The organism is Marinobacterium rhizophilum DSM 18822 (genome assembly GCF_000378045.1).
GTDB lineage: Bacteria > Pseudomonadota > Gammaproteobacteria > Pseudomonadales > Balneatricaceae > Marinobacterium_A > Marinobacterium_A rhizophilum.
On record NZ_KB899107.1, the window covers coordinates 101,415 to 126,931 of the forward strand.

A 25,517-nucleotide genomic window follows, 5' to 3' on the forward strand; every position below is an offset into this window, starting at 1 on the left:
TGTCCTCTATACAAAACATCAATCAGCGTTATCAGTGAACGCCGCTGTGCAATAAAGCACCAAAGCGAGACGCGCAGTCGCCGCTTCACAACGCAAAACGGGGCATTCTTCCTATTTTGCCGAGCACAGGCAACCGTTTTGCCCCACACTGGCTGTTTTTTTGCTTCCAGCAGCCGCGAAACACAACGCGCAGCTTTCCACCCCGACAGTGCATGGATATAATCGCCCACCATGGCAACCAAGAAATCAAAGAACAACAGCTCTACGATCTGTCTCAACAAAAAGGCACGGCACGAATTCAGCATCGAAGAAAAATTCGAAGCGGGTGTTGTGCTCACCGGTTGGGAAGTCAAGAGTCTGCGCGACGGCCGCGCTCAACTGGTCGACTCCTACGTCATCCTCAAGAACGATGAGGCCTGGCTCGTGGGCGCACACTTCACGCCGCTGATCAGCGCCTGCACCCACGTGGTGGCAGACCCTCGGCGCGACCGCAAACTGCTGCTGCACCGGCGTCAGATCGACAAGCTCGCGGCAGCCACCCAGGCCAAGGGCTATACCAGCGTGGCACTCGCCCTCTACTGGAAAGGCGGCCGGGTAAAATGCGAGATTGCCCTTGTTAAAGGCAAGAAGCTGCACGACAAGCGCGCCGCAGAGAAGGATCGCGAAGGCGAACGCGAGAAACAGCGCGCCCTGGCAACACGCTAAGGCGCCTGCCCTGACACATCCTTACTGCGCAGGCATTGCCCGGTGCAGCCTGTACAATGTGTGCAGTGCAAAAAGATTTTACTGTCGCCACAAAAGAAGTATACTGGCGACATCTACACGGGGGTGACTTGGCTTCGACGCTGATTACGAACCCTTGGGTGCATGTCGAGTTCGTAGTGAATCTCGTAAATCCGTCACTACACAGTTATAGTTGCTAACGACGATAACTACGCTCTAGCAGCTTAAGGCCGCTAGCGCCGCTCTCTAAGGTGTCTGTAACTCAGAGGTTTTGCGGTGTCATTGGAGACAGAATCGCCTGGATGCTTTGTCTCAAGCTGAACGGTTAAAACTAAAGAGGCTCGCCCACAGCACCCTGGCTCTCGGGTCGCGACGGGTTAATCTAGTAGAGAAGCCTAAACATGTAGATCTTAAGGCAGAGGATTGGCGGACGCGGGTTCGAAACCCGCCACCTCCACCACACATCGCAACTTGTTGATCTGCAACGGGTTGCTTCAAGAAAGCGCATTGAGCCTGAGGGTGTGACACTAACATGTGCCATCCGGGGGTCCAATGCGCTCTTCTGTTCCCTACACCTACCGCCGTCGTGACGGCACCTACTACGCCCGCTTTGTCCTTCCGCAGACACTGCTGACCCGTTTCGGCGAGACTCGCCGTGATATCCGTTTTTCGCTCAAGACCCGGAATCCCGCTACCGCCCGATGTGCGGTGATGCGCCATGCGGCCCGCTTTCATCAAATGGTTGACCGTCTCAAAAACGCGACATATACTGTATATATATCCATGCATAAGGATGTCATGGAGTATGTCAAGTCAGACAAAAACCAACCTTCAAGGAAGAACACCATGGCCCTCATCGCGCCGCTTAATCGTCGTCACGCACAGCCCCAGCTATCTCCGGTATTGCCCGGCCAGGACCTGATTAAATTTCACTGTGACCCGGCGCCCCGGTCGAAGAAGCAACGCAAAGCCCCGCAGATCAAAACCTTCGACTGCCCTCAAGCGGCCCAGTCGCCACGCAACGCGTTCGAGATTCAGGTACCGCAAGGCCCGTCCATCATCATCAACCACAACGGCGACCGCGAGGCCGAATGGACAGATTTCCTGCGCGCGACCGAGCATTTGGGCTTGAACTCGCCGCAGACCGGCAGCGGAACCGGCGGTAGCGGCCCCGGCACTTCGACGGGGCTCTCTGTCCGGGAGGTGGTGAACGAATTCATCCAGAGCAAGATAACCGCCGAGGACTGGAAGGACCAAAACACCCAGGCACATGAAGTCTCCCGGATCGAACATATGCTGTCGCTGCTCGACGTCGACCGACCGTTCAACCAGCTCACCCGCGCGGACGCCCGCGCACTGAAGAAGCAGCTGCCCGCACTTAAGGATCGACGCCATGGCAGCACCAACAGCAAACCGATCGCCATCCAGACGGCACAGAAGCATTTTATTCTGTTCAAGGCCATCTGCCGGTATGCCTACATCGAGGAACATCACACGATCGACATTGCCAGCGGCATCGACTTCAAGGTACCTCGAAAGACAGCCAACAAACGACTCGACTTTACCCAGAGCGACGTCGACAAGCTGTTGAATGGTTACCACTACCGCTGCACCCCGCTGCCCCGTCGCCGCACCCTGTTTGACTTTCACTTCTGGATTCCGCTGATCGGGCTGTACAGCGGTGCGCGCCTGAACGAAATCTGCCAGCTCCGTATCTGTGATATCGAACAGGTTCAAGGCATCTGGTGCTTCGCTTTTCGGGACGAGGATTCAAGGCAGTCGATCAAAAACCGGTCATCCATCCGGCACACGCCGATTCACTCGTTCCTCCTGCAACTTGGGTTTATTGACTTTCTTCAGAGCCGCCAGCAGGAAGCCTCGGCCAGTGACCAGCTATTCACCGGCTTGAACTGGGATCCCAAAAACCGCTGGGGCAAAAAGATGTCCGACTGGTTCAACGGCAACGGCAAGATGGTGAGCTACCTGGATCAATGTGCGCTGCACAGCCGGGCAAACAAAGCCTTTCACTCGACCCGCCACACGGTCGTACAGAACCTGCGTAACCAGGGCGTCGACGAGCCGCATATTGCAGCCCTGGTCGGTCACGAGGTTCAGTCCACTACGAGCCGCTACGGCAGTGGCATCGGCCTTGCCGCGCTCCAAACCGTGGTTAATCGGATTAATTACGGCCTCAACCTGAGCCATCTGTCTTTTACGGCTTTCTGTGCCTACCGGGATGCCCGGGGCAAACCGGCGCAATGACCGGGCGCGTGCCCGTCTGAACGCGCGTGAAGCGCGGAGAGCTTGCTAATGACCACCTGTGGTCTCAGTACGCTCTCCGCGCTGCCCGAACCCGTTCAGAGCCAACCACTCCCAAGGGAAACCAGAGGCGCAATCGATGGTTCTTTCCGATCGACAGCAAGCGGCCCTGTTAGGCATCGTAGAGGCATTAAAAGCCGGCGATGATCGTGACCTGAAACCCTTCACCTGGCGGTTTCCGACGGACGAATTCGCCTGCTGCACCACCGCATTCCTCAAACCGGGCGGCAAGACCACCAGGGCCCTGCCGAACCATAAAAAGACCATCACACACAGGTGCCACAAGGCCGGCGTGCCCCATCTCGAGGTCATTGCCCGGTTTCTCATCCGGCTGGTCAACGGCGGCACGCCAGCGGAAGCCGCGTTGCGCCGTGTCGCCAGCAATGCCGGACTGCAAGACAAGCACCGGGCCGCATTGCGCTATGACATGCTCGGCGACGTCGATCTCGCGCTGATCTCCGATGACGACCTGGCCCTGCTCCTGTCTCTGACACTTGAAAGACAGAACACCGGTCTGATCATGCATCACGGTATTTTCCTGCATACGAAGCGGGACGATATGCTTCGCCTGGCCGCCCTGAGTCCTGAATTTGTCGCACGCAACGCGCCCCTGTATGCGGTCGACCGGTATTTCAATGCGACCGAAGGTGACATCCGGTTTTTTGAGCAGCTGCCGGATCTTAACCGCGACCTGTCCCGTTTTTATCGCGAGCTGGTCGAAACATATCTGAAGGCCCGGAACCAGTCGCACCCCTGCCCCACTGGTGACGCCAGTACATCGATGGATGACATGAGCGCCGATGTTCTGTGAGCCCCGGGCAAGACGTCAGTGGCCAGCCGGAACGCCCTCAGCGAGAGTCGGTACCGCCAGGTTGCCACCGCGACACTGAAGCCCAGTCGCTGTTACGAGGCGGCCCGGGGACACAGAATTGAGCGCTGCGCCAGAACTGCGCAGTTTGTATCTATACTCCCGGCAAGCCTTGAATCCAAGGCGAGCCAGCAAGGGTTTCAGGCGCCGTGGCGCCTGAAACAACCAGGCCGCCCGGCGTCCTGTTTCGCTGGCTCCGCCGATCCGGGATGCGCACCTGCGTTTGCATCCCGGGCGGAGACCGGCCGGGTGCGCACTGTGTTTGCACCCTCTTTCATCAACACTGTCGAGGTATCACGGATGAACACATGGACAGTACGAACAGCAAGACCGCACGCATCAATCTGGCGCTCACTCCGGGTGACAAGAAGCGCCTGAAACGCCTGGCGCTTGAGGCCGACCTGACACCCTCCGAACTGGTCTCCGGCATGCTGGATCGCCTGGTCATTCAGCGGGTCCAGCCGCGTGCCCATCTGGATGACGAGGGACTGCGCGAGCTGCGGCGCATCGGCACCAATCTCAACCAGGTTGCCCATCAACTCAACATCAGGTCTGACGCCGATGTCCGCGCCAGCCTGGCGGACCTTCAGCAGGCGTTCACGCGACTCTACCAGCGGGTGCTGACATGATCGTGAACTGCCAGCGCCTGCCGGCGGCAGTGAACGTCGCGGGCAAGACCGCCTACATCCTCAACCCTGAGGCCCACAAGCACGATCCAGCCTACCGCCCCGGTGAGCGGATCGGTCTGGTCGACACGGAACACGTGATGCCGGTGCAGACCGGGGTTCATCATGACTGCGCCGCCGAGCTGTTTGCCCGGGAGCTGGAACGCTGGTGTCTCGACAAGCGCGGTGACCGGCCGGCACCGGCCGAAGTGGCGGTTGACCTCGCGCTGTCGTTCAGCGACCGGGACGAGCTGACGCCCGAGCAGGCCTTGTTTCTGGCCCGGGAGCTGATGGCCGACGTCATGCCGGGCGAGGCGCCCACGCTGTACGCGGTACATACCGACTCGAACTGTCTGCATGTGCATATCATAAAGTGCACGGTGGATGCGACCGGCCGGATCTGGAACCCTCACCGGGACTACCGCCTGTGGGAAGCCGCCTGTGACCGGATCGAGGACCGCTACGGGCTGGTGAAACCCGATCAGCGCATCGCCACCCAGGGCCGGCCGCAGACAAAGGCCCCGACAGCGGGTGAATGGCAAAAAGCGATGCGTACCGGCGAACCCTCTACCCGCATGCTGATGCAAGCCATTCTCAAGGATGCCCTGGCCGGTTGCCCGGACCCGCAGACCTTCGCAGCGCGGCTGTCCGTGTCGGGGCTCAAGATGAACCCCACTCTTCAGCCCGACGGACAATGTCGCGCCGTCGTCTTTTCCCTCGACGGAAAAGCGATGAAAGGCAGCGATCTCGGCCGGGCCTTTACCGGCGGTCGCATCATGGCGGCCATCGGCTATGTCCCGGGCAATCCCGGGCATGTCAGCATTCTGAAAACGATGAAGGACGAGTTTATACAGGAGCAACATCATGGCACGGACGCCAGACACCCGAAGCCGGGCGCAGGCCCTGACCGAATCACACATCCAGGCACGGATGCGGAAGACCGCATCGAACGCGCAGCAGGCACTCGACGAAATCCACGCGATCCAGATCCATCAGGCCAGCTCGGTTCAGGACATTATGAATCCCCTGTTGAAGTCGACCGGCACGCTGCACGCCGAGATTCTGAATGCGAGCCGGCTCAATACCCAGATTCTGTCAGCGATATCGGGACGGCTGGACGCGGTGGAGTCTCGCCTGAACCGGCTGGACGCACAGCTGTCACGGAGTATCAAACTGCACCTCCCGAAGCCGCCAGCGGACCCGAAAGCACCGACAGCGGTGCATACACAACAGAATCAGCGATGGCCGCCAGTGACGACCTGCCTGCTCACGGCACTCATGGCGTCGACTCTGACCGTTCTGGCCTCGCATCTGCTCCGGTAGCATTGCCGGGCATGGACTGCGGCGGCACTGTCGCCAGTGGTGCGGCGACAACGGATCCGCTTACGGTCGGTGCGCAGCAGGTCAGCGAACATGAAACCGGCTATGCACGTGACAAACGCTTGGGCGCCATCCACAAACGCGCGGCGCAGAAAAACGAGGCCGATCTCCAGGCTGCCCAGGCAGTACTGGAAGCCAATAAAAAGCAGCGCCGGGCGCCAGTAGCCCTGCCCCCGTTTCTGTACGAGGATGAACCAACGGTTAGGCACGGCGGCTTGACCGGCAAAACACTGAAGTAACATGACCACGATGTTCAGCCAAGGCTGGACGTCCGGTCGGTATCGATGCCAATGGGTTGAGGGAATCCCTCCTGGACTTAATGGCATCACAACTGCTCTTGAACTTTGGCTCACCGATGAGCTGACAGGGACAGTGCAATGGCGCGGTCACGGATAGACCGCATACATGAAAACGCTTCTTTGCCTTGATCCTCAAAGATCCGACAGAGAAGTGGTGAGTTCGAGGCACGATTATCATGCGAAAAAGGGAAGTTTTTACTCGCCTTCTGCATAACCATCTCGGCCTGCGTCGCGCAGGAGGGATGCCATGCAGCAGTCATTTCCGTCCGTAAACCAATCAAACCAGGCGGCATACCGGCTTTTAAAGGGCCTGTCGGACTCAGCCGCTATCGAGGCAGCCAGCAACCTGCGTTCCCTGCATGTGGAACAAAACCAGATTCACATTTACCGTGGGCAGTTTCTTGCGCCCGAGCCCTGTACCATTAACGTTCAATGGTCACTGAGCAGCCAAGGGGGAAAGGCGCTTGTCGAATCCCACCGTATGAAGCTGCGTGCCTACCTGATCCGACACTTTGACCTAAAGCGGTGGAGTACAAAGTACGAGGAATGCCTCGATTACCTTTTGGCTAACCTGTTGAGTGCTGCCCGTACCAATACCCAACTACTCTACAGTAGGAACAATACCGGCAATCCTCACCACATTCTGATGCGTGTGATTGCGTACCTCGAGACAGAACAACTTGTTGTGAATGTTATCGGAAAAGCCAACGAGTTCCAGGCCAATTGCTCTTGGCTAATCCCGACGAATACGCTGACAGTGCAGCTTGATGCAGCCAAGGCCTACGTGAAGCTGTCCAAGAACTCATCATTAATCATAATGCGATGCGAGGATGGTAGAGATGCCAATTTTGACCAGATCGATAATACGGCTGCGCAGACCGCGAGGCGTCTCGGACGACGTGTGCAGAACTATAACGACCTATGGCTGAGACACTCGATAACTTATCTCGACAAGCCACTCGTACCCTTCTGTCGCCGTATTTTCAATCGTTCACTCAAGCTGGGCGGGAGGTTTTATGGTAGCAGCGTTCAAACCATGCCGAAGGTTGAGCGCCAGAGAATTCTGATTGATGGTGAGGCTACGGTCGAGCCGGACTTCAAGTCGCTACATTACTGTTTGCTCTATGCCTGGGAGAGTATTGAGCTCAACCCATTGCTTGACGACCCCTATCGGATCAACGGATTTAGCCGAGATACTGTCAAGCTGGCTTCGCTGGTTTTAATGAACAGCGAAGACATAAAATCGTTCAAAGCCTGTATTACCCGGTCAGGGAATCCGGTAGTAAAGGCTGCCATGGCGCAGTACAGAGCCGACTATGAGGCGTTCCTGAGGCAACGTTGCGAAGGGTTACCGGCCCGCGAACCCCGCAAGCCAATTTTTGCCAAGGGGTATATTACAGGTATACCCGACGGTACCAAGGGTGATGAACTGTACGAATCCATTACCCGGCGGCACGCCGCAATCGAGAAATACTTTGGCACAAAGGATATCGGCCTGCGACTCCAGTACCACGACTCCCGTATTATGTCAGAAGTACTAAGGCGACTGGTGAAAGCCGGAATACCGGTTGTTCCAATTCACGATTCCCTGCGCTGCCGGGTCAGTGACCGTGAGGCGGTTGTTGAGTTGATGAAGTCAGGATATAAATCCATCACCGGATTTACGCCAGCCATTGAATAACAATAAATAACTACAGGCCACGAAATACGTGGCCTGTAGCCTTATATGACTTATAATGGTATTGGAAACAACTCTTCCATGTATAGGTATAAGTTCTGTCTAAGAGATTCAGTATAGAAAAACAGAAGCAATAATCCTAACTGTTAATAAGCGGATATATCGTAAAGGTAGTTCACCTTGCCGCTCACCGCATACAACGAACTCCTGTCAGATCCTGCTAGCCCAAAACTATAAATTATTGATTCAATCTAAGACTCTGGTTTTTATCGACGACGCACGCTTCTCGATACAATACAATGCACTGTATTCAAATCTGATTATTGGTTATGTGAAACGTCTGGACAGGACTCGAACCTTTCTTGCAACCATGAATATGTGTAACTAAATATTCCTATCTATTCATAGGAATATTACATCATACACAGGCGCCAGATAAAAATAGGAACTATTTATATTTTACTCCACCAGCACATTAGCCAATTCATTCTTCAGAATCTTCAAAGAGCATTTTAACGGGCTAAAAGATCTGATGATGAAGCCCATCACAGAGTCCGTCGTCGCACTTGAAACTAGAGATTTTAGCAAAACCTAGAAACTTCTATGCTTGGTAACCGGGTGGCCGAGTGCGTATCCCTTCGGTGAGGCAACGTATCGTTTTGGCCGCTAACAGCCACTGCGCGGCTTCAGGCATAGTGCATACCGTAAAGCCAATATCTGATCATTCTTCTGGAGTGTGCGTATTGGCGGCTTCTTCCATTACCTTAAGGCCTTCGACGGGATCACAACCCAACACCTTACAGTACTGCCAGTACTCAAAGACACCGAGCTTCCTCTCCCGTGACTCAATCTTCACAACAAATGGATGAGGCTCATCTAAGAGGGCTTCTAGGGCGCGCACAGTCAACTCCTGCTCAATTCGAACAGTTTTTAACCAGTCAACTAACGCTTTGTATCTAGGATCGTACACATGTTTGATCATTGCCCCAAATATTGGGCCATGCTACGATGGTTCCAAATCAGAACCAGCGACAGAATGACAATCATTATCATTTACGTCGGTGACAAATCGCTTAACAGCTGAGTAGAGAAGAGAGGTAGCGTGGCTAGAGGAGCCATAAAGATTGATCTGTACCTTTACGAGGTTCTTGTCGAAAAGAACTTTGACTGTTTTACGATGTCGGAGTTACGTGATGCGTACATGCAAGAAAGTGATATATACACAATAGCAGACCGAGAATCGCTAAAGAATTGGCTTTATGGACAATTAAATCGATTAATCAAGAACAGAATCGTTGTGAAGTTAAATGAGCACAGTATTGAACGTCCCATCTATGTTAAGACCGATCTATTTTATTACACAACATTTAATATTGATGGACACATAATCAACCCAATTAAAGCCGTCAAGATAATAGATAAAACGATAGCAAAACAGAGTGCTATCGATGAATTAAAGAACTGTGCCAAACAGTATCGTGTAGACTTTATGACAAGTCTAGCGGAGTCTGAAGAATATATGCGTATTATTAAGACCTTTCCAGACTTGACACCGAGACTGAAGGAGCAATATCACCGTTCTAGAGTAAACAGCACAAAATTGCTGGGTAAACTAAAGGCTGTAGAAGTGCTCTTGACCGAATGGAGCTGCTATGAAGCTTAGGCAATGGCAGGCTGAGTGTGTTGATACAGCCGTTAAGTATTACAAGACTCATAGCCATTTTTTATGCTTAGCTACCCCTGGAGCCGGTAAAAGCAGCATGGCGGCGGAAGTAGCTGCGCGACTATTAGAAAAAAATTTGATCGATTATGTTTTGTGCTTTTCACCATCTATATCAGTTGCCGAGGGGTTACGTTTAGTTTTCTCCACCCGATTGCAGAGAAGACTTGACGGTTTAATAGGTGCTATTGGCTGCTCGTACACTTATCAAAGTATGTACCACCTACCCACGGATTATTGGGACATATTAGCCCACAGCCGTGTATTAGTAATTTTCGACGAGATCCATCACTGTGCTGGTACAGTATCGGCTAATGCAAATGTTTGGGGTGAAGAAATCCTTCTAAATATACAAGACAAAGCCGCCTATACTTTATCTCTTACAGGCACTCCATGGAGATCAGACCGCTTACCAATTGCAATGGCTCGGTATACAAATTCGGAAAATAAAATTATATGTAACTATACGTATGGACTCAAGGAGGCTGTACGTGACGGCGTATGTCGCAAGCCAAAAATAGTACTAGTAGACAATGAGCATGTGGAGTTAATTGAAGATCATAACAATGTACGAAGATTTAACGACTTATCGGAGCTTTTTCGTGATACATCAATCCCATATCGAACTCTAATTTCGAATGAAGAGGCGATAAAACATATTCTAAGCCAAGCTTGTTACAAACTGTCCGAGATTAGACTTGACAACCCAAAGGCAGGCGGACTTGTTGTGGCAGCCTCAGTAGCACATGCTAAAAAAATAGCTGATATTCTTCGCTATAATATGCATAAGACAGTTGTAGTTGCCACCTATAAAACAGCCAATGCCGCCAGTACTATTAATGATTTTAGGGACAATGACGTCGAGTGGATCGTTAGTGTGGGCATGATTAGTGAAGGGACCGACATTCCAAGACTTCAAGTTTGCTGCCATCTCAGTAGTGTTAAAACAGAGCTATACTTTCGTCAAGTTCTTGGACGAATTCTGAGGATCAACAAATATTCAAATCAAGCTGCATGGCTTTATACATTTGCCGAGCCTAGCCTGACTAAATATGCAGAACGTGTCGACGAAGAGCTTCCTGATTATGACGTCGTAATTCACAAAACTCATTCAAGTAGAGAAACAAATGATCAATTTTATAATGATTTTACTGCGAAACCTTTTGTCGAACTAGAAAATAATAAGTTTGAGTTACATGGCAACTGGGAGTTGAGCATTAGTTCTCGGTCATTATCTACAGAAGGATGGAGTAATGGGCTTGATATTCAGCTATTAGGAAGTTTCAGAGATCGTGTAATTTCTTTATTCGACTAAAGTAAACATAGCACTGTTACTATCGACGAGCCTGTGTAACACCAATCTATCTTCCTCCCCTTCAATTGACGGGAAGGTAACTGCATCCGGAGGCAGTGATGAGCAACGTTGAAATAAAGCAAACCCTAACGGCGTGGGCTCTGATCGAGCTCCAAGACGAATGTGGCCAGACACTCGAGCTGCTTATCTGGGGCGAGCCGGAAGACCGGCCCGATAGATTTAAGCTCACATCACCGGTCAAAAAGATCGTTGACGAAGTAAAAGGCAAAACTACCTTGGTACACACCGTAAACAGCTTGTACCGATTGAAAGGGAATGGCCTTCACTATCGCTTTCCGGTAGCCGCGTACAACATGCTCTCCGCTGGCCACAACCCAGATGACGTGGCCCATTTTTACCGATCAGCTAATCCATACCGTACAGTTGGAAAGCGGCCAAGCCAACCGCCTCGGGGTACCCGATAATTGATTCAAGTAAATATCGAATAACAAAAGCTCGATAAAGAGTCTTCGCGATGACTATCTTGGATAGTAGAACGCGACTAACGGCTTGCACAGTGTGCATTTCGCGCACGAAATGTCTGCTACAGAAAGCATCGAGCATAGCATGCCGAACCTTAAGGGGAAGTAAGTTCGGATTTTATGGGGGCTTGAGTAATATCAAAGTCGACACTGCGATAGCCCATATTATAATCGCTTAAAACCCGAATTACCGAATGCCGTTTTGGCGGAACTATAATAAAGTCGTGGCGTAACCTTTGGCATCCTGTCAGCATTCGAGCGCGCAGTGGAGGTTTTCTAAAGCCGACCAGTCTCATTGGTTTGCCTATCATCAATTTTGACATACCACTTACCCAATTTTAATCATATCTACCGAGCCAAGTCCTATTATTTAAATAACTTATCAAATAATAAGAAACATAAGCTTCAAACATTTAAAAGTATCCATCAACATAAAACCCAAAAAAACAAGACACAAATACTACAGTGTTTTTTTCATCCACAAATGAGACGCTACTAGTTTTGAAATAGCATCGTCGATTAGAGCAGTAATTGCTTGCTCTTTAGAGCCAACTTCCACACATGCATTAAAGGAAACCTTGTGATGAAGCTCAAAACGAAAGTTACTTGACTGCGAGGTTTGATATATTAACACAGCTTGAAGCCGCTTCATCGTTAACTTTGCTGTGTGAGATTTTAGCGATAGATCCAGCAGCCTAGTTGAAAACATCCAATTACCTGAATGATTTACCTGCCTCAACTCGAAAATACACTTTCGAGGCAACCCTTGTGCGAATTGTTTCTTCAACACTAAATTTATTCCCTCTTGGGAATAAATTGGTTCCTCGAATTTTTCTAAAGATTTTGCTGCCAAGACAAAATCTTCTATTGATGCTCGGCCCGGCTTGTACTCGTCAACACTTTCTTCTATTTCCTCTGCATTAAATTTCGACTCATCAATAGCAATATTAGCAATTGAAAAACCTCTCCAACCAACCTGGCAGAACGGCTTTTCTACATCGTCAATATAATTCAGCTCTAGACAACTACTGTCTAAACGAGCTTCATTCAAAACCGCAGCCATTAGATCACTAATAAGGAAGTAGCTTCCTGGTGCCTCCTCTTTATCCTTGGCAGTTAGTGGAGCGAAACCGATTCTTGTAGCTGCAAGCAGTTTAGCTAGCTTCACAACCAAAGCACCATGTTTTAAAGGACTTTCAACTACTCGATTTAATGAAACCAAATCAGGATTTAGAAGGTGTAGAAGAATAGCTCGCAATATTATTTGATTTTCATCTGTCAGCTTTTGTAACTCTCGCTCGTGAGAAATAACCTTCTTACTATAATCAAACCATCCTCGTATCACTTCACTGGATTTAGTATCTTCAGTCAGCCTGCTCTCTAACTCGGTAATCAAGTCTAACCTCACCCACCCCTCGTCTAAATCGTGTTCTCCTAATAAATTCAAGTATGAATTGTAAGCAGCATATGAATAATCTGACTCAGAACCTCCAGACATGCCTATCGACTCGTCTAGTAGCAACTCACAAATTTGATCTGGCTTAACGATTTTAGATAACCTTTCAAATAGATCCTTTAGTTTTGCCACTGTCGAAACATTGGAAATAAGCCAGAAAACACCTCCAGCATATACATCTATATGGCGGTAACGTTCTTTAAGCCCCTCTCTATCAATCTTGCTCAGCCTCACAGGCTTCGATAGACTATATCCATCAATGAATAGATCGGGAGAGGCAAGAATAGAAAATAAACCTAACGGTAAATTTTCAAACCCTCTCGATGTAAAATCATGAACAGCTTCAGAGTTGTTAAAATGAACTGCCTTAATCGAAGATACCGGCAGGTAATTATCTTCACACGTATTACCATTTATCTCCAATAAAACTGGCACTTTCGGATAACCATCAATATTTTTGATACTAGATAGCTCGCTTGGTGAAATTTTAAAAATATTTCCATCAATTGTAGTTGCTACAAGTTCCGGGACAATGAGACCAACATCCAAAATTCTCAGCAGATTTCTACTACCTGTTAGAATATAATGCGACATATTCGACTCATTTAAACTATCGTTATTACTCACATTAATTTTAAGCTGATCAACCATTCTTATATTCCAGCAGGCCAGATGACTCGTTTGGTAAACAACCTATAACAGCAGGGAGGCAGTTAGTCTTTGATGAGTACAAGAGATATAGCCCCTCCCTAGCACGTGAACACATCACATACATATTCATCTTGAACGCGTCGAGGTTACTTCCATCTATAAGTATCGACTGTAGCTCCGGTATAAAAACAAAATCAAACTCAAGACCTTTACAGCTATGTCGGTTTAAAATCGACACTGTAGCTGACTTATCAAAGGTTAGCCTATCAATATTATTACTTTCAGAATCTTTCGATGAATAGGTCTGAACTTGATAAAAACCGGATAGCTTTTTCTCTAACCTATTTAAAAACATGCGTCTTAAACTGTCGTTCTGTGTAAAAACACCAACCTCTCCAACAGATTTTGACTTTAAAACCTTTACAATGTATTCGACCTGTTGATCTAGTCCAGTTGTGGCTACAAGTTCTGGTTTATCGCCTTTTCTATGAGGCAATTTCGGTTTTCCTGTCTTGAGACCTACATAGAAGTATGCAGCCAACTCTGCAATTGGCCTTGTGTTTCGATGATTTTCAGTTAAAGAAAACTGTCGCTCACTAGAAATCGAAAGCGCCTTAATTATATCATCAATTGTAGAGTTTTCGTCTTCGCTCAATCGCTGATTTTCATCGGCCAATATTGTAATCGCACCATTCTTCATACTTCCCGCTGCGAAGCGTATAAAGTTATACATCCTTGTTGGAAAGTCTTGTGCTTCATCAATTATTATATGCCCCCAGTCATTGAAAGCCTTTCCGGCAGCGAAATACTCTGCTGAAAGCAATAGAATCTGTTGCCAGTCATACTGATATTGTGCAATCTTTGGTGCATCATAATCCTTTGCTATCCATGGCAAAAAGCCCGTAGTGTTTCGATTATATGCCTCAATTGGAGCATACCACTGCCCTCTTCGACGACGCTTCGGATTATAGTGATTTTTATCCCACCGAGCGCCAATATTTTTAACTTCGTCTTTATTCTCATAAGGACAATCTAGGTATATTTTATCCCCTACTTCCAAAGGGGTTTCTATTTTATGCCGAACCCACCAACTTTTAAACCATCGCAACAAGGTACTTGACGCTAGCTCATTAGATTGGTCATCAACAACATTACTCGTATATTTTTGCAACACCCTGTTATACATCAAAACTTGAACGGAGAGATTCTTTCTTTTTAATACCTGCGCTCTAAGAAATGCTATGACAGTTTTTCCTGTTCCTGGTGGCCCAGTAACAATAATAGCGCCATCCATAGGCGCATCCATATAAATTTCTTCTTGCTCGTCAGTTATCTGCCTAGTATTTGGCATTCTCATAATCGTTTCCTACACACCCGACTTAATAATCGCAAGACTGTCAGAGAATAGGCCGTTACCACTGCTATCGCCAAGAAGTAACTTTCGGTCCAAAAGCAAGTTATTCATCCCACAGCTAGTTTCTGATACAAGAGTGCAAGAATGACACGCGGCCTTGTTTAGACCCATAACCCCCTGAGTTTCCATTTCGCTACAAACAGGATCATTTGAGCACCAACTTGCTTGATCCAATGCAGCTGCGAAAGTTGCCATCAATCTTGCCGCTTCTCCTTGTTGAACAAGTCCTCCCAAACTTCCTTCAGAATCGGAATCGGCTGTATAAATTAAAATACCGACTTGTCCTTCAGCAGCATATATTCGCTCACGGATCGAGCCACTAGAGTAACCACACTCAAAACTTAGCTGTCTAATTAGTAAGTGTGCCATTGTATGTAAAACAACAAGCCTAGCACTAGGCTCTGGAAGGTAGGATAAATCATTTTCACCATACCTTTTGATCAAGAGACCTATTCTAGACTGAATAAAATGAGATGACTTATTTTCCCAAGCTGTTAGTGCTCTATCGGAGAATTCGATAAATATACCTTCTCCAAAGACCTCTATTGCGGGCAACCATTTAATATCTTCATTTTGGCCTGCTGGAGGAATCAATTCATTAGTAGGCTTAACTCGCTCATAACCACAGAAAGCCCTTACCTCACGCAATTTATCTAAAAGCACTACTCGCTCAATTTTTTCAGCGATCTTCCAATAGTCATTCGCGGATAAACTGCTTTCCACTCGCGCAGAAAATTGAGGGTTACTGGAAGTTTCAACATCCGGGGATACCAATACTTTCCATTCAGCCTCCTGAAGCTCTTCTGCACTAGGTGGTGCACCAATCTTTCCTTTATGCTCCTCTAAAGGCTTTAGTACCTCGAACACGTCATCGACAGTGCAATTGTTATCTCCAGCTATTATTATGGCTAACGAACGGGCAGCATCCTCCGACTTTGACTCATATAAGTTCTGGCATGCTGAAAAAAAATTATGGGACCTAATCGCCGCGCTTTTCTCGCCATGTTCCTGTTTTGCTTCAACCACCGGAATATCCAATGCAGATCGTACAACAGGGAAATATAAATTACTTGCTCCGCGCTGCAAAACTACTGGCGACTCTTGACAGCCTTCCTCCCAAGTTTCCCACGGTTGCGAACCGGTACACCTTAGGCCTATGGACTGAATAGCATCTGGGGAGGTAATGTTGCCCAAGTCTCGGTAACTCTTACAATATCGACACTCAACTAAAAGAGCCTCTAAGCCGCTTCCTAACTCGGGCTTAGACGTGAAGTAGAGATTACTTTTTTTGGACGGGCATTTTCTATTACCGTTACTACCTGAGTGTGCCCAATAATCCCAAGGAACGTCACCCATGTGGCCCGACTGACAAGCCATAACGAAACGCATTGGTACCAGAGCTCTTTTTCTGCATTTTAGAATAGAACAAACTGGCTGACCCTCATCCATATGTCCAGATTCAGTTTTCCAGTATTCCATTTTTCGACAACTTGGACAAAACATCCATCGAGGAAAACGAATTGCCGTTACACTCTTGTAATCTACATCTTGACCAAACTCAGGCTTTTCAGGAGGTGACTTTAATGAAGTAACTCCTAACTCACGTGCCAATCGAGGAAGTTTTACATCTATAAGGTTTCGAGGCCACCCTTTTAAGTCTGTTAACAGAAGGGATTCATCGCCAATATCAACAATTGCACCAGGACCATAGGGCGATATAAGCTGCGAACTTCTTACACTTCTTTGATCAGCCATATTTATTCTCCCTTTACCTTAAGTGCGGTCTCTGTATCAACATTACGCATAGAGTTCAAAGTACCCCATTTACCTGAGCTGGAGGCCTTACCAAATACCTTCATCAGTGGATAAAACTGCCGACCACTTTTTTCACTTTCGAAACGATTAACAGATCCATCAAGAGCTGCGGAATGCCAATCATCTACCAAAACGTCTATATGCTCTATTATGTCATCTCGCTCTTGTTGACTCATGTCAATTGATGCAGACATAATACGACTTTTTAAATTTTCAAGAATAGATTGAAAGTCAGTATTACTCTTATCAAAATGACCGGCCATATCATTATCAAGAAGGTATCCGCTAAGCCTTACCAGAATAATAAGAGCAGCATGTAAAGCACGCTCCCTTGCAGGCTTTGCCCAAGGTGTTATGCTAGTTGGTTCGACATGTCTATACAGTGCTTGATGGTATGTCGAAAAAGTCTCGTAATGTGATCTGTCTCGTGGCTTTGAAGGAGAGAACAAGGTTACAATTATTGCTGGAGGCCGTTTTTTATCACGACCGACACGACTTGAAGCTTGAATGTATTCAGCAGTAGTTTTTGGCTGGCCGTTTATCAACATTATACCCAGTCGGCTTATATCGACACCTACAGATATCATGTTTGTACATGGAAGAATATCAATAACGCCTCTATCCTTAACAGATAATTTCAGCTTTTCCAGCACTTCTGGTATTCTCGCCCCCCTTACGTTGGCGGATAGCTCCTCCACTACCTCACATCCGCGTTTAGTCGTTTTATTAGATGAAATCACCTCTATTCGAGCAGGAATATCATCTCGCGCAAGCGTCATTGTTTTACCAAGCTCGCGCCTACTATTATGGTATATCGGTAATGTCCACCAAGTATCTAGTTCATTACCAGACATACTGCTTTCAATTGGCGCCTGGAGCATTGCTGCCGCTGTTTGAACAAGAGCTGTCTGTCCAGTGTGCCCTGATGGCATGACACCCAGATAAAGCCTACCAGGCTTCGTCTTATCTTCCGAAGAGAAAAATGAGTCGCTTTCATCTATACCCGGTGGAGGAAATATCTGAACTTTTCGTCCAAACAACCGGCGATTCTGTTGGTCCGCAGCCCGAATCGTAGCAGTAGCCGCGATTACCTTTGCATGCCCACCTAATTGCCTAATTAATGCATCTATTCCCGCTTCGTACAGTCCGGCAATCGAGCCTAGTGGTCCTGATATCAAATGAAGTTCATCTTGAATAATAAGGCTAGGTGGATTGTACTGAACACCTAAACCGAAAAATGCACGTGTTTCTGACATCCAAGCCAAACGAGCAAACTTATCAACGGTTCCTATTAACATGCTCGGAGGATTTCTGTATAACGCCTCATCTACTACCTGTATAGGCAGATGCTCATTATAGGAACAAGAGTCTGTAGGACAATAAAATTCAAAAGACGCTTCGGAACATCTGATTCCGTAATCGCTATCATCCAAACTTTTTTCATCAGGAACCAACTTTGTACCACACCACGGACAGTGCTGTAGCTGGAAGGGGTTTTCAGGTTTATCTTCCTCTCGCATAAAATTGTACAATTCCAGCGCTGCCGGCTTATCCGTATTTCCAGAAGTAAACCTATTAGGAGCGCTATCTTGCCCCACCCAAAGCCCTAGACTATAAGGTATTTTCCCAAGCAGTGATTCGTTATTTCTTCGCACCATTTCTAGAGCACAAATCATAGTGCCGGCACGCTGAAATTGTTGTGATGTTAAAAGTCGTAATGTATAGCGTTTTATAACCGCAGTACCCGCACCTTTAGGACCATCTTCTAGACGTCTGAAAATCATTTCCCAAGCAGCAACGGCTAGATATGCTTCAGTTTTTCCACCGCCGGTAGGAAACCAAAGCAGATCAACAATATCTCTACTATCTACATAATCACCAGCGTCCGTGAAAACTAAGGACTCAATTACTAGCAATATAAAAGCGAGCTGAAAAGGTCGCCATCTATATTCTTCATATTTATCTGAAAAATAATCTGGGGTATGTATTGTATGGGTGTTCCTCGCATGGACCGATCCACTAAAATCTTCTCCACTGTGAGCCATCTGCATCAACATGACACGATTCGCCAAACGAAAAGAGTTCATCGCATTCGGATACTTTTCAAGCGAATCAATACCCCTACGTATTCTAGACTCAGTTTCGTGCAGTCGTTTCAACACTCTAGTTTTAGAGTCTCGATGGCGGTCCAATACTCCTTCACCTTCTATATTTTCAATCCAAGAACTATATGCACCCAAGAGTTTTCTCAAAGCATAAGTCAAATCATATAATTTTGTATTCTCGTTAGCCAGCCACTGAAGGCTTAATACGTGGCTTGGAACTTCTGGGTACTTTTCAAAATCAATATTTGTGGTAAACCCATATACTTCGCTCGTTGGGATTGAGATACTTTTAATCCATACCGGCACGTCACCATCTCGATCCCAAACGCTGGAACATCCATGTCCAACCGACCAATTTATGCGTTTACGATACAACAGATCTAGTTCTTGCTGCTCCTGATCGAATCGAAAACGATCTGTAGACGGATACTCTGCAAACCTTCCTGATTCAGTCTCACAATATATAGAAGATTGATACAAACATTGTTCTGTTTTCAGAACTTGGGCACTCGAAGCCTCATTGGAAAACGAAACGGTCAGAATAAAACCATCCTTCCAGTTACGTTTTATGACAGTAAACTTACCTCTTCCCTCGAAGATTCTCTCAGAGAAGTCATCTTGTAAACTACAGTTAAAAGTTAATATTTTTTCAAGAGGAGTTCTTCTCCAATGAGTTTTCGACGAATCATCCTCAGGTTTTCCAGACTTGCCTTCGTATATACCGCACCGAATACTAATCTTCACTACTGATGCAGCTGTGACTGCAAATGATAATGCCATAGATGAAGGTTTAAATTCAGAAGCAAGAGAAACTGAGTTATCTATTTCCTCTGGAGTGTTTGAGTCATGCTCATCCTCGATTGCTGCTTTCGGGAACAAAACCCCCATCAAATATCGTTTATGCGGTTTGTCGAGTATTTCCTCTCGTTCTCCTTCAGCAGGACCGACGAGCTCTTTGTTTAAATATTCAACGATCTTTTCCCTATTATCGTCCATATTGATCTTCCTAGTTACACCCAACAAAGCCAATGCTAAATCTGCATATTTACAGCCACCAAAACTCTAATATAATAAAGGTAGCATTAACGTATCAGTTTAACACTTTGTATAGTTTTGTAAATGTGGTTGGATTTGCCGAATTACAAAACGGAATATTCGGAATATTCGGAATATTCGGAATATTCGGAATATTCGGAATATTCGGAGTCATGTGAAGCATCTACTTCGACAACACATCCTTACCACAGGCTATGTTCTAATCAAAAATTTGGACATAAAAATAGCGTTCGCGCTACTTATTGATTTTCATTATATTAATAATAGACCCATGACTATTCTACTACTGGAAGTTGAATTACCGAATTCTTTGCAAAAAGCCAAACGTCAAGCTAAAGGGATGTGAACCCTATGCATAATTGAAAGAAGTGCTTACCCGGCTGCCGATCCAAAAAGCAAGCGACATTGACGATGTTGCTGCCGCACAACTGGCAGCCGACGACAAGACGTGACCTCTTGGCGCTTACCACAGACTATCTACATCAGCGGAACAAATGCTGTTTCGTGTTTTCGGCACCGGCGCCGCCCCCCAAAGTCCCCAATGAGAGGCGCTTATAAGCTGAAATCCATCCAATCACTTGGGCAGCACTGCTTCCATATGTGCTTGGGCGCGGGAAGAACATTCTTTCATCAATTCGTCGGTTCTAGCATCGTCAATGGCCTCACTAAGAACTCCGCCACCATTTCTATTCAGAGCCTTCATGAATTCCCGAAATGCCCGCTCGCTCGAAGTTATCCAAGGGTCGTCGCGCATAGCTCGGATTAAGGCCCTTGCAAGCGGCCTCCGTGTTGCAGTCCCAGTTCGTTCGACGAAGTTACTTCGAATATCAGCGCTCTTTAGTATCAGTCGCAACGCACCTTCCGGATCAGCGGGATCCGCTATGCTGGCAATATGCATATTCCACCAAAGGCGGGAAAGGGCATTGTCGTCCCGGATAGAGGTTAGGCCTGGTGCAAACATGTGCAAGCGGACTTGCTTATCTAGTTCTTCCAAGCTTCCAGCCAGCCACCTATCGCGAGCATAGCGAAGGCACTCTATGTGGGTAAGGCGCACCCATATGCGTTCTTCCAGCGCCATGGCAGGGGTCATTCCCCTCAGAGCTTTGTACAGGCAAAGAGAGTTTTCGATATCAGCACCAGCGCTACGTTTTGTACCGTCAAGCTGTGCAAGCAGATCATAGTCAATAGAGACAGTTGCCGTCTCAATTGACCATCCATTGTCATGCTCAAGATCAAGAAAGTCTCCATTTGCATAACGTTCCAAGTTAGCAGAAATGTTATTTCTAAGTTCAGAAAGCTTGGCCTCAGAAAGAAACTTAAGCGAGAAAGTTCAGGAGTACAGCGCGAGAACATACGAACAAGTCCCTCTACATGGGGGTATCCATGCTCCAATGCTTTGAGGGCTCTTTAACAACCAGAGGATCAGGCTGCCGATCCGTTGACCGAGATGTTTTGTATCTGGGCACTTGAACTGATCGCACGAGCCGTCGAGGCTAAGCTTCAGGTGCTCTTGGATCAGCACGCTCAGCACCGACTCCCGGATAGCCGTCAGGCGGTAGTGCGCAATGGCTATTTGCTTGAGGGTAACGTCCAGACCTGCATCGACAATGTCGAGATCAAAGTACCGAAGGTGCGGGATCGCAGCGGCTCTGGGGTATGCCTCACCAGCGCCTTGTTGCCTTGCCTAAAGCAGGCTCGGAGTGACTAAGAACTCCTGCCGTGGCTGTAACCGAACGGCGTGTCTAGCGGCGACTACTAGGACGCGCTGTCAGCATGGTTCGGTGACCAGTCCAACTGGCTTGCCGGCCAACACGAAGTTGATTGAAGCAGCACCGGGTCGATATGCACTAGGACTGGTGCCAAAGTGACGTGAGTTACAGCCGGTGTGTTTTCTGGTGGGCTGTCGGCGTAGAACTCAGTCTTGCAAATTCAACCGGTGTATCGAGTCAGTCTTCCGCCGGCTCCTGACTCAGTCCATTCCTCGACACTTCGGCACAGCTATTGCCAGAAGTGAGCCAATCAGCAATTCTCTCGATATTGGCCTGAATATCCTTCTCAGGAGCACGAACAGCACATTCCCATACAGTTAGGACTCGCCAGCCTTCAGCCAGAAGGGCATTCCGGACAAAGCGGTCTCGTTCCTCGTTCGCGGCGAACTTTTGCATCCATACACTCTGCCTGGTTTTAGGTGTATATGACATCGAGCAGCCTTTGTGCCGGTGCCAGAAGCAGCCATGCACAAGGATCACGGCTCTATACTTGGGCAGCATCAGATCTGGACTGCCAGTGAGTCTTTTGACGTGCAGTCGAAAACGGAAACCTCTTGCATGCAGCGCCCGCCTGACTGTCATCTCAGGCTTGGTATTCTTGGAGCCGATCTTTGACATAAGCCGGGACCGGGCTTCGCGGGACATCAGGTCTGTCATTTCTCATTTCCTGCAACTGGGTATCCTGGTATCCTGAGCACCAAGCAGGCTCATGTTCCGGTCATTTTTATCATTCAGGTACTAGATTGCATCAGGTCATTCCAACTATCGATATCTTCGCAGGCCCCGGGGGTCTCGCAGAAGGCTTCTCCTGTTACACGACTCAGGACACTGACGAATACCCTTTCAAGGTAGTCATGTCTGCGGAAAAGGAAGACTCTGCGCACGCGACACTCAGGTTGCGAGCATTCCTGCGTTGGTTTATTCATCAGGAGAAGCGCTCAGTCCCTCCAGAGCTCTACATCGAGTATGTTCAGGCCAAGGACGAAGGGAACAAAACCCATCCTGCACTTCTGCTCGGCAGAATACTGAGCCTCGACCCGGATGATGAGCGTTTCATGAGCATCCTGCTTGATCAAAACATTGATGAATTGATAACTGAAATGGAGAGAAACCTCTCCGTCCTCTACGGCCAGTCTTGGTACTTATTCGCTTCTCTGCCGAGTTACAGAAAAGATCGCAGGTCCATTGCCAGAGCACTCTTGTACTCAATCCAGGAGGCTCGAAAAATAGAGCTTGGTGCCCAGTCAGATGAAGAAGCAGTCCTTTTCAAGCCTCTGCGTGATCTTCTTAAAATGCATAAGTCAGAGCACCCTGAATCTAGACATACTGTACTTATCGGCGGCCCACCTTGCCAAGCCTATTCAAATGTAGGCCGAGTCAGACGTTCCAAGGGAAACGTAGTAAACAACATCAAGGAAATTGGTAGCAAGTGGACTCTGAAAGATGACCCAAGGAGCTGGTTGTATATTGAATATTTGAAAATGCTAGACCATATTTCACCTGCAATTTTTGTCATGGAGAATGTACGTGGAATTTTGTCAGCAAAGATAGAAGACGAAAGCGGCCAATCAGAAATGGTATGGCGACGCCTTGTAAAAGATTTGCATTCTCCACAAGAAGCCATATCCAACCACTCTAGAACTGGGTATATTCCGACATCCGACAAAAAGTACATCGTCTGCTCCCTTGTTAACGCAAAAAACTGTCATTACACGGGAAAAGAAGATGAGCTCGATGGCATTAACCCTGCAAGTTTTATTCTTAAGGCTTCTAACTATGGGGTTCCTCAACACCGGGAACGCGTTATTATTCTTGGTATCCGCAAAGACCTTGTGAATGAGGAAAATCTGGATTATTTGCTTTCTTCAATAAAACTGGAGCCCCAAAAAACCAGTCCATGTGTATTCAATGCAATTGGAGACCTCCCACCAAAGTATAGCCACTTGACTGGGTATTTCACTATCGAAAGGTCTCGCCCAATATCAGTCAAAAAAGACCCTGAAAATTATAATAAATGGCTGAATGCGACACAGAATCAGATAAAAAACCTGATAGATCGCGTATCGGAAATAAAAGGGAGACCACATTCAGATCTTTTTGCAGATAAAAAAGGTTTGTATGGGTGGGTTCATGAAACACTAGAGCAAGCACAACACTCAATTGCCAACAATGAAGTATCAAACACATCCAGAAAATACAACTGGATATACGCTCCAGAAAAATTAAAAAGTGATTGTAACCTTGCTGATTGGTACAAAAAAACTTGGAAGTTTAACAAGACGTTAAACCATGAGCCTAGAGGACATATGGATACCGACCTTGGTCGGTACTTATTTGCAACCAGCTATGCTATCGCTAGTCGATTGACTAAGGTAAATTACGACGATTCTGCACGAGATCAGATAAATTTGGACGAACTTGAAAAAGTCGGACTCCTACCTGCACACAAAAATAGAAAATCATTCATTGATCGTTTCAAAGTACAGCGCTCCGAGCATCCGGCCAGTACAATAACCAGTCATATTGCGAAGGATGGCCACTACTATATTCATCCCGACCCAGGTCAATGCCGAAGTTTGACTGTACGAGAAGCAGCTCGCATTCAGACATTCCCAGACGACTATTTTTTTGAAGGTAGCCGGATGCAGCAATACGTACAGGTTGGGAATGCCGTTCCTCCAAGGCTCGCAAACGAAATTGCAGGAATAGTATTTAATGTATGGAGCATGTTAAATAAATAAGTCGAACCTCAGATTGAAGTCGGTACCATCAACAGGGCAAACGTACGAACACTATTTGATCAACCCGAGAAGGTGGAACAGGTCACGGTCACTCCAGCCGCAGTCCTTGCGCTTGCTTTTAACCCCCAGCTTTTCAGTGGTGTCTTGCTTGAGCAGGTTCAGCGCAATCTGACGGGCAGTCGCCAAATTCTCGGCTGCATAGCCCTGCCGGGCTCGGGAGCCGCGTACGGTTATGCCATCAATCGCCACGACGCCTTACAGCGGTGTATCGATCAGGACATATTGGACCCAAGTGTTGAAAAGCTCCCGAAATTGCACAGGGCCGAGCAGGGAGAACACCCGGTTATAAGTGTCGTGTAATGGAATGCCACCGGCTAGCTGCAAATACTGGCGAAACCAGTTCTCACGTTCGTGCGCGAAAAACTCGATGGCGTTCCAATCATCGGCACCGCACAACAGGGCGCAGGTGGTCATGAAAACGACTTCGCCCAAGGCGTGGGGGCACTTGGCGGATTGACGCGGGTCTTTGAGATGCATGGACCAGCGTGGAAATTTCCACTCCTTGTGGCGATTACTCTCAGGTGGCCAAAGTCTCCAAATATTCAACATCTTGCACCAACTTCTTCCAATTTTGCCGATTCAGCGACCCTTCATTCTTGCTGCACCGCAATGTGGCGATCGGATGATATGTCTCCTATAACTATTTTCCTACTGCAACGGAAGGAACACGTGTGCGATCAGATCGCCACGCGAACGCCCCTTCCCGCAGGACGGATACCAATAACAAGCCCGCTCGGGTCAAGACGTCAGTTGAAAAGGAGGCTTCGCCCCATGCCACACTCCAGCTCCCGGCCCTTTGAGCAGTCGCTGTTGCGAGCCATTGACCTCGAAGTCGACCATATCGGCCAGTTTCGCACCTGGGCGCTGCGCCTACGTCCCTTCGACCTGAGCCTGGCCCGGATCCTCGACCTACAAGCCGACGAAATGGACGAGCACAAACGAATGCTGCTCGATTGCTCCAA

General features: G+C 48.1%; 17 protein-coding genes, 1 other RNA gene and 2 pseudogenes. 12 read left to right on the plus strand and 8 right to left on the minus strand.

The window, feature by feature from the left end:
- Positions 1 to 231: 231 nt before the first annotated feature.
- From smpB to F451_RS27345, 9 genes are all read left to right on the plus strand, one after another.
- Complete coding sequence (gene smpB, locus F451_RS0118650) at positions 232 to 705, plus strand: SsrA-binding protein SmpB (RefSeq protein ID WP_020682931.1); 474 nt, start codon at positions 232 to 234, stop codon at positions 703 to 705.
- Between the two features lie 119 nt (positions 706 to 824).
- Positions 825 to 1,183, plus strand: a transfer-messenger RNA (tmRNA) gene (gene ssrA / locus F451_RS27340).
- Between the two features lie 92 nt (positions 1,184 to 1,275).
- A complete protein-coding gene (locus F451_RS0118655) occupies positions 1,276 to 2,985 on the plus strand; it encodes a site-specific integrase (protein ID WP_020682932.1) in 1,710 nt (569 codons plus the stop codon).
- Between the two features lie 58 nt (positions 2,986 to 3,043).
- The gene (locus F451_RS0118660; protein WP_156826553.1) at positions 3,044 to 3,853 is read left to right on the plus strand and encodes a hypothetical protein; all 810 of its coding nucleotides are present in this window, start codon (positions 3,044 to 3,046) and stop codon (positions 3,851 to 3,853) included.
- A 365-nt stretch (positions 3,854 to 4,218) separates the two neighbouring features.
- Positions 4,219 to 4,539, plus strand: a complete 321-nt coding sequence (locus tag F451_RS0118665; protein WP_020682934.1) for a MobC family plasmid mobilization relaxosome protein — start codon at positions 4,219 to 4,221, stop codon at positions 4,537 to 4,539.
- Entirely contained in the window at positions 4,536 to 6,194 is a 1,659-nt protein-coding gene (locus F451_RS0118670) for a relaxase/mobilization nuclease domain-containing protein (protein WP_026291883.1), read from the plus strand. Before F451_RS0118665 ends, F451_RS0118670 begins: the two co-directional genes overlap by 4 nt.
- Before the next feature lie 307 nt (positions 6,195 to 6,501).
- Positions 6,502 to 7,935 (plus strand): hypothetical protein, encoded by a 1,434-nt coding sequence (locus tag F451_RS0118675; protein WP_020682935.1) that lies wholly within the window; start codon positions 6,502 to 6,504, stop codon positions 7,933 to 7,935.
- 1,099 nt (positions 7,936 to 9,034) lie between these two features.
- Positions 9,035 to 9,595: a hypothetical protein gene (locus F451_RS0118685; RefSeq protein ID WP_020682937.1), complete on the plus strand. Its 561-nt coding sequence runs from the start codon at positions 9,035 to 9,037 to the stop codon at positions 9,593 to 9,595.
- Positions 9,585 to 10,967, plus strand: a complete 1,383-nt coding sequence (locus F451_RS27345) for a DEAD/DEAH box helicase (protein ID WP_083928485.1) — start codon at positions 9,585 to 9,587, stop codon at positions 10,965 to 10,967. Before F451_RS0118685 ends, F451_RS27345 begins: the two co-directional genes overlap by 11 nt.
- A 981-nt stretch (positions 10,968 to 11,948) precedes the next feature.
- On the opposite strand, the gene F451_RS0118695 is transcribed toward F451_RS27345, so the two are convergent.
- From F451_RS0118695 to F451_RS26015, 5 genes and pseudogenes are all read right to left on the minus strand, one after another.
- Positions 11,949 to 13,595, minus strand: coding sequence for a hypothetical protein (locus F451_RS0118695; protein WP_156826554.1), 1,647 nt, complete (start codon positions 13,593 to 13,595; stop codon positions 11,949 to 11,951).
- On the minus strand, positions 13,588 to 14,952 hold the full coding sequence (locus F451_RS0118700; RefSeq protein ID WP_020682940.1) for a UvrD-helicase domain-containing protein: 1,365 nt from the start codon (positions 14,950 to 14,952) through the stop codon (positions 13,588 to 13,590). Before F451_RS0118700 ends, F451_RS0118695 begins: the two co-directional genes overlap by 8 nt.
- 9 nt (positions 14,953 to 14,961) lie before the next feature.
- A complete protein-coding gene (gene drmB / locus F451_RS26005; RefSeq protein WP_040880180.1) occupies positions 14,962 to 16,764 on the minus strand; it encodes a DUF1998 domain-containing protein in 1,803 nt (600 codons plus the stop codon).
- Positions 16,765 to 16,766: 2 nt separating this feature from the next.
- The gene (locus F451_RS26010; protein ID WP_040880182.1) at positions 16,767 to 19,925 is read right to left on the minus strand and encodes a helicase-related protein; all 3,159 of its coding nucleotides are present in this window, start codon (positions 19,923 to 19,925) and stop codon (positions 16,767 to 16,769) included.
- A gap of 634 nt (positions 19,926 to 20,559) precedes the next feature.
- Positions 20,560 to 21,294: pseudogene (locus F451_RS26015) on the minus strand (DUF6339 family protein); the annotation flags it as partial.
- Positions 21,295 to 21,423: 129 nt separating this feature from the next.
- Between F451_RS26015 and F451_RS28480 the strand changes: the two are divergent.
- Positions 21,424 to 21,896 (plus strand): annotated as a pseudogene (locus F451_RS28480) (IS256 family transposase); the annotation flags it as partial.
- A gap of 35 nt (positions 21,897 to 21,931) precedes the next feature.
- Here the strand turns inward: F451_RS28480 and F451_RS0118720 are convergent.
- Positions 21,932 to 22,411 (minus strand): very short patch repair endonuclease, encoded by a 480-nt coding sequence (locus F451_RS0118720; RefSeq protein WP_020682945.1) that lies wholly within the window; start codon positions 22,409 to 22,411, stop codon positions 21,932 to 21,934.
- Between the two features lie 86 nt (positions 22,412 to 22,497).
- Between F451_RS0118720 and F451_RS0118725 the strand changes: the two genes are divergently transcribed.
- Positions 22,498 to 24,495: a DNA cytosine methyltransferase gene (locus F451_RS0118725; RefSeq protein WP_020682946.1), complete on the plus strand. Its 1,998-nt coding sequence runs from the start codon at positions 22,498 to 22,500 to the stop codon at positions 24,493 to 24,495.
- A gap of 51 nt (positions 24,496 to 24,546) precedes the next feature.
- Here the strand turns inward: F451_RS0118725 and F451_RS28640 are convergent, their stop codons facing one another.
- On the minus strand, positions 24,547 to 24,681 hold the full coding sequence (locus F451_RS28640; RefSeq protein ID WP_276202609.1) for a hypothetical protein: 135 nt from the start codon (positions 24,679 to 24,681) through the stop codon (positions 24,547 to 24,549).
- A 69-nt stretch (positions 24,682 to 24,750) separates the two neighbouring features.
- Positions 24,751 to 25,032: an ISAs1 family transposase gene (locus F451_RS0118735; RefSeq protein WP_020682948.1), complete on the minus strand. Its 282-nt coding sequence runs from the start codon at positions 25,030 to 25,032 to the stop codon at positions 24,751 to 24,753.
- Positions 25,033 to 25,326: 294 nt separating this feature from the next.
- On the opposite strand from F451_RS0118735, the gene F451_RS0118740 reads away from it, so the two are divergent.
- On the plus strand, positions 25,327 to 25,517 hold a 191-nt coding region (locus F451_RS0118740), incomplete at its 3' end, for a hypothetical protein (RefSeq protein ID WP_026291884.1).

Bases quoted from the DNA above. Each gene is read 5' to 3' on its own strand.
- smpB (WP_020682931.1), top strand. From the start codon at position 232: ATGGCAACCAAGAAATCAAAGAACAACAGCTCTACGATCTGTCTCAAC.
- F451_RS0118655 (WP_020682932.1), top strand. From the start codon at position 1,276: ATGCGCTCTTCTGTTCCCTACACCTACCGCCGTCGTGACGGCACCTAC.
- F451_RS0118665 (WP_020682934.1), top strand. From the start codon at position 4,219: ATGGACAGTACGAACAGCAAGACCGCACGCATCAATCTGGCGCTCACT.
- F451_RS0118670 (WP_026291883.1), top strand. From the start codon at position 4,536: ATGATCGTGAACTGCCAGCGCCTGCCGGCGGCAGTGAACGTCGCGGGC.
- F451_RS0118675 (WP_020682935.1), top strand. From the start codon at position 6,502: ATGCAGCAGTCATTTCCGTCCGTAAACCAATCAAACCAGGCGGCATAC.
- F451_RS27345 (WP_083928485.1), top strand. From the start codon at position 9,585: ATGAAGCTTAGGCAATGGCAGGCTGAGTGTGTTGATACAGCCGTTAAG.
- F451_RS0118695 (WP_156826554.1), bottom strand. From the start codon at position 13,595: ATGGTTGATCAGCTTAAAATTAATGTGAGTAATAACGATAGTTTAAAT.
- F451_RS0118700 (WP_020682940.1), bottom strand. From the start codon at position 14,952: ATGAGAATGCCAAATACTAGGCAGATAACTGACGAGCAAGAAGAAATT.
- drmB (WP_040880180.1), bottom strand. From the start codon at position 16,764: ATGGCTGATCAAAGAAGTGTAAGAAGTTCGCAGCTTATATCGCCCTAT.
- F451_RS26010 (WP_040880182.1), bottom strand. From the start codon at position 19,925: ATGGACGATAATAGGGAAAAGATCGTTGAATATTTAAACAAAGAGCTC.
- F451_RS0118720 (WP_020682945.1), bottom strand. From the start codon at position 22,411: ATGACAGACCTGATGTCCCGCGAAGCCCGGTCCCGGCTTATGTCAAAG.
- F451_RS0118735 (WP_020682948.1), bottom strand. From the start codon at position 25,032: ATGCATCTCAAAGACCCGCGTCAATCCGCCAAGTGCCCCCACGCCTTG.